Genomic DNA, 8759 nt, shown 5'->3' on the forward strand with positions numbered 1-8759 from the left:
CATCGTCGACCACCACCAGCGCTAGCGCCGGCGGCGGGGCTCAGCTACCCAGTGTATGCCAGGCCGGCCGAACGTCACACTGTCTCAACGCCGGTACCAGTTGAGCCGGTAGCACCTGGCGTCCTCGGGAATCTGGTCGGACGGCCAGCGCAGGCAGTCCAGATACAGACGCTCAGGTTTGCTCGGGCTGGGCCGAGTAGCCTGCACTAGGTAGGCCGACCCACCGGAAGTGAGGATGTAGTCGCCAGCGCTTAGGTCGTCAGCGCCATCGATGTACAGCTTGCATGGGGTGAAGGGCTGGCGTCGGCTGGCCATATCCGCTTTCCTTGATCAGTTTTCGATTTCACAGCTATCAAGTAAGGATTTGATCCGGTCTTGAAACTCTGGGTGCTCAGCAGATATCTCCTGAAGCTCAGGTAGTCGCTCAGTCACAATATCGGCCGCATTTATCCCGAACTCGGAAACCAACCTTTCAAGGCTGTTGATGACCTCTTCTGGCGCAATATTCTCTCGGACAGTGTTGCAAATAAGGGCTGCCGCGGCCTTGGAATGATCATCGAGCTCCACGACACGGATAGGGACTATATCCATACCCAGTTGCTTAGCTGCCAGCCAGCGAACCTGGCCACCGCCAGGGGTAATCTCATAGCGGTCACCAAGACGGGTAACCAAAAGGGGCTCCATGATTCCGTAACTGAGAATGCTCTCAGCCATAGCATCGACTTGGGCCTGACTGGGAGTTTTTGGGCTGAGCTTGCTTCGCACCAGCTTGTTCGTTTGGACCGCCGTGGGGTTTTTCAAGTCTGTTTTCCTCGACCTTTCGGGGTAGTGCTCTGCGGTTCGCCACTCGCAGCCTTCTTCGGCAATTCAGATGGAATATTTCTGCTGCGTCATTGCGCTTTTGCCACTACCGCAATGACATGGCCATCGGCGAAGGCCAGATCGAGCTTGCTGACATCGCGAGCCTGCTGGGCACTGCTGATAATCTCCCCACCAGGGCCACGGACTAAGGCAAAGCCTCTCCCGAGCAGTGCAAGCAGGTTTGTCTTGTCGTAGACCGTGCATGCAAGCTCCAGGCGCGAAAACTCCTTGGTGATCAGCGCCCTACTCAGGGAAGCCACCCTCGAGGCGGCAAACAGCCCCCTTTGGCGCTCAGCTACACACAGACCAGCCCCGAGCCTTGAAAATCGATCCTGCGCGAGCTGGAGGGCCATGCGCTGTTGGCTGATGAGGCGGTCCCGGCCTTTGTCGAGGCTGCTTTGCTGTTGCAACAGTTGCCGGTGCTCCCCATGGAGCATTTCCGTCACCCGCCGGCTGAAGGTGCCCCAAGCGCGATCCAGATGCGGGGCTTGGCCAGACACCAGGCGCAAGATCATGCCGTTGGCCCGCTCGACCTGAGCCCGAGCAGTTGAGGCCTCAGACATGAGCGCTGTCTTGATGAACCCGATGACCTTCGATGGTGTGTCGAACCGGCGGTGCGCCACGAGGTCAAGCACGCACTCGTCGACCTCGTGCCCAATGCCGGTGAATACCGGGACAGGCAACCGGCAGACCCAAGCCGCAAGGTTCGCGTCGTTGAGCCAGGCCAGATCGCTTTTCGCTCCCCCCCCGCGGATGATGCATACGGCGTCGAATGGCTGCTGTTGATGTTGTTCATGAACAGTCCGCAACGCAGAGCGGATGCTATCTGATGCATCACGACCCTGGAACGTCGCTGAGAAATACTCGAAGCCGCATACCTCGGCCGCAGCCAACTGCTCTGCATCACGCCGAAAATCGGCCAGTCCAGCGGCCTCGTGCGGAGCCACAACCGCAACGCGCCAGAAGCCCCCTGGAGAGGGAAGCCCCCGCTGTAGGTCGAACCACTGCCGCTCCTTCAGGGAGGCAATGATCTTCTGCATCTTGGCCTGCATGTCACCCAGCGTGTAGCTCGGGTCGATGCCGGTGACCATCAGGGAGAAGCCAAACTGAGGGGAAAAATCCGCCCTCACTTTCAGCAGGACGTTCATTCCTGCTTGGGGCAGGCCTCCGGTTGCCTGCTGCCACTCACCAAGTACCTTGCCGGCGACGTTCGCAAACATGGTGCACCGCGCCTTCGCGACCTCGGCTCCCTCACGCGACTCCAAGATGTCCATGTAGCAGTGGCCGTTCGGGCGGCGCTTGAAGTCGCTGAGTTCCGCAACAACCCAGCAGCTGTCTGGCACCGCAGCACGGATGGCCTTCTGGATCTGGGTAAGGTATGCGCTGAGAGTGAGGTGCTGCTCAATCGGATCAGGTGCGCTCACCGGCCTGTCCTTCTTCAGCGCCCAAGGTTGCTTGAACAACGCCCTCGATACGGGTAAGCCGGTCGGCGCAGAACTTACGGGCATCCGCAAATTCGCGAGCAAGGGTTTCCAACTCGTCGATGCTGACTTCATTGCGCTCCAGGCGCTTTACCGTCTGGTCGATGAAGGCGATGTTGGCTTCGTAGGTATCTCGGCTCATGTGGGAAGTCCTGGGGAAGATGGGATCAATCAACGTGCCGATTGTCGCAGCTTCCCCAAAAGACCCAACCCTATCAGCTCTCAGGCTGAACCCACGTTGTCTGACCCTCTGGAATCACGCCTCGATTGCAGCCGTATTTGGACAGGTACAACGCCCTGCTCTGCCGCAACCAGGCCTCAACGGTTGGAACGATCATCGCGGCATACTCGGCAAGGCTAGGGTGTTTCTTCCAGTCGCCATTGCCGATCGCGGATTCCAGCGAACGGTCATACCAGGCGTTGACCAGTTGCTCGACTCCAGCCAGTTCCTCGCCGGGGGACGGCGCGGAATGGATGAGGTTATGCGCCTCGCGTTTCCTTTGCTCTCGGGTGGCATGTGCAGCTGGTAACGCACCGAGGGAGAAAAGAGCTTCCTCAAAATTGAGGTGACGCTTCTCGTGAGTAGTCGAGTCCTCGGCTATACCGGGGACGAAAGAAAAGCGGCAGAGCTTGCAGTAGACCACGCCACCGTCCTTCCGCTCGTAGTGCTGCTCCAGCGAGCGGGCGACCCACCTGCGAACTTCGTGGTAGCTACGTGCCTGAAGATGATGCTGCGCCATCAGGTTGAGACGCTGCGTATGGCTCAGTCCTGGGTGACGGACCTTTGCCTGCTTGGCGAGCTTTTTGAGGTTTTCGATATCGCGGAGTGTGATTGGGTTTTGCATACGGCAGCCTCCAAAGGCTGATGCTCTGTGTCCACTTCGGAGCACCCGTAAGGGTTCCGTTGGTTTGTCGGTAGTGCTTTCGCTTTGCCAGTGTGGACGGCAGGCACCTACCCGTGTGCCGAGGGAAATATCTCTGTCTCGATTGCGAACGTCAAGTGTGATGTCGGATTTCGCACTACTGGTTGAAATTTGAGCATCGCCGGGGGAGCGTTCCCAGTCCGCCACGTCAGGACTTTATCCACAGGCTTACCCCCACTTTCAGGGGACAAACCTCGGACGAAAAAAATCCCGCTCGAGCGGGACTTATTCCTGGGCGGGACCTCATTCCAACAGCATGTGCTCGTCACGGCCCATAGGTTTGTGCAGAGAGACGCTTTCACCATCCCTTTTACCCTGAATGTACGCTCGGTACGCATCCATATCCAGTTTTCGGCGTTTCATCTTTGTGATCGGAACACCAGGATAATGTCTTTGGGTATAAGCGCGGATTGCTCGCTCCCCTTCTTCCGTAACGCCGGCGAATTCCTCTACTCGTTTGTGTACGCCGATGATCCACGCTTCTGCATACAGCACTCCGGCTCTGCGCCTTTGCACTGCGCCCTGAGTGCTGACTCCTGAGAGGTATTTTCTCTTGGAGTCTTTCAGTTGCCGGATAAGCACCTCATACGCATAGGCCGACATTTCAGCGCTACCGATTTCTCCAATAAAAATCAGCGACTGACCATCAGCACCATAGCTGTAGAAACTCACACAGCCAAACGCCTTAGAAACCGTCATCGACAACATGCGAATCCATTGTGGCGGAACGCTTTTGGCTTTACCGATCCGCAGGGCGAATTCTTCCGCCTGGGTAGCATGCACATCGCCTACCTCCAGCTTGAACTTGTCCATAAGTTTGCGCGCTTGCCGCATTGCTGCTTCGGCCTCATGCGGATTGCTGGATTTGGCGAGCGCAAAACATTTCTTGATTCTGCCTAGTGCGCGAGCGCGCTTATCCATGTCTGCAATTGCGCACTCACTCACCAGCCAATCCTCCGCTTCGCGACACGTGATTAAGCATGACGCTTCAGCGACAACCAATATCGCCCTGTATTCGGGTTGCTCAGCAAATATACTTGCTCCATCCCTTCAAACGAGGTGTCCAACTTTTGGACGCCTGCCCCGAAATAGTCACTCAAACGCGACAACACTTTTTCCTGCTCTGCTTGCGGCTGTTCTTTAAGCTCATCCAGAACCATCTTCAGCTCTGTGATGGCTGCGGCGAAAAATGTTCTTGCTCGCAACGCATCGGTCTGCCCGAGCGTTGACTCGTAGTCACTAAGCACTACAGTCATTGCCATAGAGCTTCGCTCGCGCAATTCTGCACACTCTTGAGTCAGCACGATTGCAATTAGGAGATCATGACTCCCTGGAATGTCTGCATGCAGAACCTCTAACATTTCCTCAGACCATTCCTTGTCCCCAGGTAGGCTGTATCCATCTAGAGAAAAACTACCGCTGGCCCCGATCAACTCATTAATGCCGTACATAAAATCTCCTTATCCCTAGATTGTGGTTCGCCTTGCCAGAATGTATTCATCCGCTTCGCGACACGTTTAAAAGCGCACGACCGCAGCATCGAGCTAGCTCTTCCTTTTCGATTCGTAACTGATTCTGTTCATCAAGCAGTAGTCGACAGTGTATCCATCTATCCGGGTAACGATTTCCCCAGTCAAATCGAGCAGAGCAGATGCCCCTGCGTAAAATCCAATTCCGCCGCTGGCATATTTTCCGCTCCGAATCTGAAATCCTCTGGCGTCAGTGATGGATACGCCGGATATTTCGTGCCATAGGAGAAATACACCCTCCCCGTACAGGCCGTCATCCCGCACTGAAAAAAGAACCTGCCGGAGTTGGCTCCCATGGGCAACGCCTATGAAATCGCCGTTTGGTAGCACCGGCGGGAATAACCTGCCGCCATCTCTTTTTCTAAACTCCAAATGTCACCGCCTGTTCATTGCCGTGTTTCGCCGGCTCTTTATGTTCGATATCACGCTGGTGACAACCAATGCTGACTTGATCGACAAGCTTACGCAGCAAGCGATGCCGGTAATGCACATGCCAGTGAAAATCATCCCGTGGATTGCTGATGTCCATGCTCCGAGGTATGGCAGGTTCGCGAAGATCATTCGCTAGGCCCTCCCCTTACGCTCGCAGATTTGCCAGCCAAGGCTTTCATCGCCGCCCGCAGTTTCGCGCAGTCGGTTTTCGCATCGCTGAGTACATACCTCGATCCGTAGTAGGTCAGCCAGGCGGTTGCTAACCCGGCACTCAATGCGCCGATTGATCCAAGCAGTAGTTCCAGTTGTTCGCTCCCGAGCATGAGATTTACTCCCTCTCAATCCTGGCTGCTTACTCCAGCCCGCAAATTTGCGCTGTGCCAATGCTCCCACCATCGCAATCAATCCCAAGGATTTAGTGCGCTCCGAATCCGCTGCCCGCCCTCTCCCTGCCCGCAGGTGCTTGCTCACTTCCGTTACACCCCCTTCACCCGCTTCGCGACACAGGTTCAGGAAAACCACCCTCACACCACCTCGCTTGCTTATGGGAGTCTGACGGTTCACCTCACATAGAGAGAAAATCGCATTGGGGCTAGTTTCATGCGCGCCGCTCTGAAAGGCCCGCGCAACGGGGCGTGTAGCGATATCCACGTCAGATGGTTGCCGTGAAGGGGTGTCGTCATCGCCGAAGGGGTGTCGTGAAGGGGTGTCGTGAGGGGGTGTTGCGGGCCTGAAACGCCCGCCCGCTAAGGCGTCGCGGCTATTCAGCCGGGTCAGTTTGCAGCAAACGGTACTGTGAAGAGGTGTCATCATCGTCGAAGGGTGTCGTGAAGGGGTGTCGTGAAGAGGTGTTGTAGGTCGGAGCCCTTGATTTTGTTGGGCTCCACCATTTTTCGGCACAGTTCCCAGGCGACTCGCTTAATCGGACGTTGCGGGGTAATCATGAGTGATGAACGCAGAAATCGAGCCGTCAACCACGCCAGCTTTCTTCACCGCAGGGACAAGCTGACGGCGGACTCGCTGAATGACCGAGCACGTTTCCCGGATCTCGGCGAGCTGGATTTCGTAGGCCCGAACGATGTTCTTCAAGGGCTCCTTGACGAATGAGAACGACGAGACCGGGTACTTGCTTCCCTGACCCTTGTTGATTGTCCGGATGACCCGCGGTTTCTTGGCTTCGCCTTCCTTGAGCCTCGGCAAAATGACTTTCGCCCATTCGATGGTGACGGCATTCGGGCTGGATTGCCGGATACGGATCACGATCGGTATGTGCCCTGGCTTACCTGCGTGCAGTGAAAGGGCTGTCTGGAAGAAAGAGTCGCGCAGCTCCTCCGCTCGGCCGACAAGGCTGGAATAGACGCGATCAAGCTCCGCTACTGCTGGGTGTTTGGGGGCTTCAGAGGGTGAGTTCATATGTTGCTCCTTTGTGGATGGGAGCATTTTGCGGGTCGACAGAGAAGGCGTGGATCGTTTTCAGACGCTAAAACGTCCTGAAAACGAAGCCCAAAGCTTTCAGGAAGGCTGATTATTACGGTGCGTCGTCATCTTGTGACCGGGTGATGCAGATATAGCGCTTGGGATTCTTTGGATGTGGGGTTTCATGTGCTGCGGGGTCATTCGCGTCGTCATCTGACGCACTTCTTTTGTCATTTTTTGCTGGGAGCGGCATTCGAATGGGTAACGCCTTAGGTCTGGATATTGGTTACAGCAACGTGATTGGCGTTTTTGGCAGTGGGGATGGGCATCCGGAGTCGATTATTCGCCCCTCGCAGGCCGCTCCCTTGAGCGTTCTGCCTGGGGATTCTGGGTTACGCGCTGGTGAAGTAATCGTGGAGGTTGATGGAGCGCCCTGGGTGGCATTTGCCGCGCCCGGCCGTGTTCAGGATGGACGAGAACTGCACGAGGACTACACGTCTTCGCACGCCTATGAGGCCCTGTTTAAGGGTGCTCTGCTGCATGCAGCGGGTGATAAAGACGTAATTGACTGCTTAGTAACTGGTCTTCCTGTCTCGCAGGCTCGCGATAAGGCCTATGTGGAAGCCCTAGTAAAGCGTATGACTGGGACACATCGCATTACGCCAAAGCGAGAGGTTACCGTTAAGCGAGTAGAGGTTGTTGCTCAGCCGATCGGGACTCTGACAGAGATCTACTGCAACTCAGATGCATCGGAAGTTATTGAGGAGTCAGTTTCGATCATTATCGATCCGGGATTTTTCAGTGTTGATTGGGTCGTATTTGACCATCGCGAACTGGTAGTCAATTCCAGCAGCAGCAGCCTCAAGGCTATGTCTGTTGTACTTGAAGCGTGCAATGAAGAAATTGCGAAGGATCATGGCGGTATTCCTGGCGTAGAAAAAATTGAACATGCGCTCCAGTCGGGTAAGTCATACATCCTGATTTATGGCCGCAAGGTTGAACTTGCAGAATATCTAGAGCGTGCTGCCGAACGTGTTATCCCATCAGTTTTCACTGAGATTAAACAAGGACTTCGATTCCTGAAGGGCCGTGCTATCGACTGTGTGATCCTCGGCGGTGGGGGAGCCTCATTGTATGAGCCATTTGCCAGAAAAGAATTTCCCGATGCATTGGTAGTCAAGCCCGTGAACAGCGTAAAAAGCAATGCCGAAGGTTTCTGGCATATCGCACGCTCTTAATGTAAACGGGTGCGCAAGGACGCGCTGAGGAGGGAATGTGGATAAAACGATGAGACTACAATGCCGAGTCACGCCAGCGACACAAGAATTGCACGCGCATCTTGAAACTATTGACCCCGATTATCGTGGCAAAAGACTTGTTGCAATGGCAGCGCTATATCTAAGCATGATTAGTGCGACCGAAGATGCTAAAAGTAAGCAAGCAGATATTCAGCAAGACAATATTGTTGCTGATGACAAAAAAGAACAAATCAGTAATGAGCCAGTCTCTCGTCCAGTTGCCAGCTGGATAAGGGGGGCAAATGTTTAATATCCGTATCAGCTCTTTTATTGCAGTATCTGCATGCATTGCCATAGGTACTTCAGTGAGCGCTAAAGCTAATGGTTTTTCATTAAAAGGAACGATGTGGGAGCGAGCGTCAATGGCCTCCGTATGCAAGCCGGACCCTCTGCTTCTATATTCACTAGCTCTAAAGGAATCTAAAACATCTGCCGGAAAAGGCATGATTGCACCTCACCCGTTTGCGCTTCGCAATGAACCTAGTGGCGCTCTGTACCCTAATACCTACATGGATGCCAAGGCTGTACTCGGCAAATATATTGCCGAAGACATCCTCACCGACATAGGGATTATGCAAATAAACTATCGTTGGAACGGAAATAGAGTAGCGCGCCCGGAGTTTCTTCTTGACCCCGAGGTGAACATCCGCGTTGGTGCTGAGATACTTTGCGAGTCGATTGCTCAATATCCTGTCGATATGCAACTTGCTATTGGTGGGTACCATACACGAAACCCAAAGCGTGAACTTGACGCACGCGAGTATGCGAGTAATGTGCTCAGCATTTGGCGTTCACTACAGCGTTTAAAGTAAGGGCAGG

General features: G+C 54.8%; 12 protein-coding genes. 4 read left to right on the forward strand and 8 right to left on the reverse strand.

Annotated elements, in window-relative coordinates; genetic code table 11:
• Nucleotides 1–84: 84 nt before the first annotated feature.
• The 7 genes from QMX98_RS04735 to QMX98_RS04765 all read right to left on the reverse strand — a co-directional run bounded on the left by QMX98_RS04735 (nucleotide 85) and on the right by QMX98_RS04765 (nucleotide 4716).
• Entirely contained in the window at nucleotides 85–315 is a 231-nt protein-coding gene (locus tag QMX98_RS04735) for a hypothetical protein (protein ID WP_147811509.1), read from the reverse strand.
• A gap of 15 nt (nucleotides 316–330) precedes the next feature.
• The gene (locus tag QMX98_RS04740; RefSeq protein ID WP_147811510.1) at nucleotides 331–801 is read right to left on the reverse strand and encodes a ParB/RepB/Spo0J family partition protein; all 471 of its coding nucleotides are present in this window, start codon (nucleotides 799–801) and stop codon (nucleotides 331–333) included.
• 89 nt (nucleotides 802–890) lie between these two features.
• Nucleotides 891–2285 carry an exodeoxyribonuclease VII large subunit gene (xseA, locus tag QMX98_RS04745; protein WP_282410354.1) on the reverse strand — a complete coding sequence of 465 codons (1395 nt, stop codon included), beginning with the start codon at nucleotides 2283–2285 and terminating at the stop codon, nucleotides 891–893.
• A complete protein-coding gene (locus tag QMX98_RS04750; RefSeq protein WP_013100931.1) occupies nucleotides 2272–2484 on the reverse strand; it encodes an exodeoxyribonuclease VII small subunit in 213 nt (70 codons plus the stop codon). The genes xseA and QMX98_RS04750 overlap by 14 nt, the downstream gene beginning before the upstream one ends.
• 73 nt (nucleotides 2485–2557) lie before the next feature.
• The gene (locus QMX98_RS04755; RefSeq protein WP_103406875.1) at nucleotides 2558–3187 is read right to left on the reverse strand and encodes a hypothetical protein; all 630 of its coding nucleotides are present in this window, start codon (nucleotides 3185–3187) and stop codon (nucleotides 2558–2560) included.
• Between the two features lie 321 nt (nucleotides 3188–3508).
• On the reverse strand, nucleotides 3509–4210 hold the full coding sequence (locus QMX98_RS04760; RefSeq protein WP_261985397.1) for a DUF2786 domain-containing protein: 702 nt from the start codon (nucleotides 4208–4210) through the stop codon (nucleotides 3509–3511).
• 29 nt (nucleotides 4211–4239) lie between these two features.
• Entirely contained in the window at nucleotides 4240–4716 is a 477-nt protein-coding gene (locus QMX98_RS04765; protein ID WP_147811512.1) for a hypothetical protein, read from the reverse strand.
• A 385-nt stretch (nucleotides 4717–5101) separates the two neighbouring features.
• Here QMX98_RS04765 and QMX98_RS04770 point away from each other — a divergent pair, with 385 nt between their 5' ends.
• Complete coding sequence (locus tag QMX98_RS04770; protein ID WP_169870527.1) at nucleotides 5102–5362, forward strand: hypothetical protein; 261 nt, start codon at nucleotides 5102–5104, stop codon at nucleotides 5360–5362.
• Nucleotides 5363–6144: 782 nt separating this feature from the next.
• Here QMX98_RS04770 and mobI read toward each other — a convergent pair.
• Nucleotides 6145–6639: a conjugative transfer protein MobI(A/C) gene (gene mobI / locus QMX98_RS04775; RefSeq protein ID WP_013100926.1), complete on the reverse strand. Its 495-nt coding sequence runs from the start codon at nucleotides 6637–6639 to the stop codon at nucleotides 6145–6147.
• A gap of 260 nt (nucleotides 6640–6899) precedes the next feature.
• On the opposite strand from mobI, the gene QMX98_RS04780 reads away from it, so the two are divergent.
• Genes QMX98_RS04780 through QMX98_RS04790 form a run of 3 tightly spaced genes read left to right on the forward strand, consistent with a single transcriptional unit; the run spans nucleotide 6900 to nucleotide 8752 of the window.
• The gene (locus QMX98_RS04780; RefSeq protein WP_028621613.1) at nucleotides 6900–7880 is read left to right on the forward strand and encodes a ParM/StbA family protein; all 981 of its coding nucleotides are present in this window, start codon (nucleotides 6900–6902) and stop codon (nucleotides 7878–7880) included.
• A gap of 37 nt (nucleotides 7881–7917) precedes the next feature.
• Nucleotides 7918–8190: a hypothetical protein gene (locus QMX98_RS04785; RefSeq protein WP_081832467.1), complete on the forward strand. Its 273-nt coding sequence runs from the start codon at nucleotides 7918–7920 to the stop codon at nucleotides 8188–8190.
• A complete protein-coding gene (locus QMX98_RS04790) occupies nucleotides 8183–8752 on the forward strand; it encodes a transglycosylase SLT domain-containing protein (protein WP_147811515.1) in 570 nt (189 codons plus the stop codon). The genes QMX98_RS04785 and QMX98_RS04790 overlap by 8 nt, the downstream gene beginning before the upstream one ends.
• The last annotated feature ends 7 nt before the right edge of the window (nucleotides 8753–8759 follow it).

The organism is Pseudomonas sp. PS02303 (assembly GCF_029959925.1).
Taxonomy (GTDB): Bacteria; Pseudomonadota; Gammaproteobacteria; order Pseudomonadales; family Pseudomonadaceae; genus Aquipseudomonas; species Aquipseudomonas mandelii.

Bases quoted from the DNA above. Each gene is read 5' to 3' on its own strand.
- QMX98_RS04735 (WP_147811509.1), bottom strand. From the start codon at position 315: ATGGCCAGCCGACGCCAGCCCTTCACCCCATGCAAGCTGTACATCGAT.
- QMX98_RS04750 (WP_013100931.1), bottom strand. From the start codon at position 2,484: ATGAGCCGAGATACCTACGAAGCCAACATCGCCTTCATCGACCAGACG.
- QMX98_RS04755 (WP_103406875.1), bottom strand. From the start codon at position 3,187: ATGCAAAACCCAATCACACTCCGCGATATCGAAAACCTCAAAAAGCTC.
- QMX98_RS04765 (WP_147811512.1), bottom strand. From the start codon at position 4,716: ATGTACGGCATTAATGAGTTGATCGGGGCCAGCGGTAGTTTTTCTCTA.
- QMX98_RS04770 (WP_169870527.1), top strand. From the start codon at position 5,102: ATGAAATCGCCGTTTGGTAGCACCGGCGGGAATAACCTGCCGCCATCT.
- mobI (WP_013100926.1), bottom strand. From the start codon at position 6,639: ATGAACTCACCCTCTGAAGCCCCCAAACACCCAGCAGTAGCGGAGCTT.
- QMX98_RS04780 (WP_028621613.1), top strand. From the start codon at position 6,900: ATGGGTAACGCCTTAGGTCTGGATATTGGTTACAGCAACGTGATTGGC.
- QMX98_RS04790 (WP_147811515.1), top strand. From the start codon at position 8,183: ATGTTTAATATCCGTATCAGCTCTTTTATTGCAGTATCTGCATGCATT.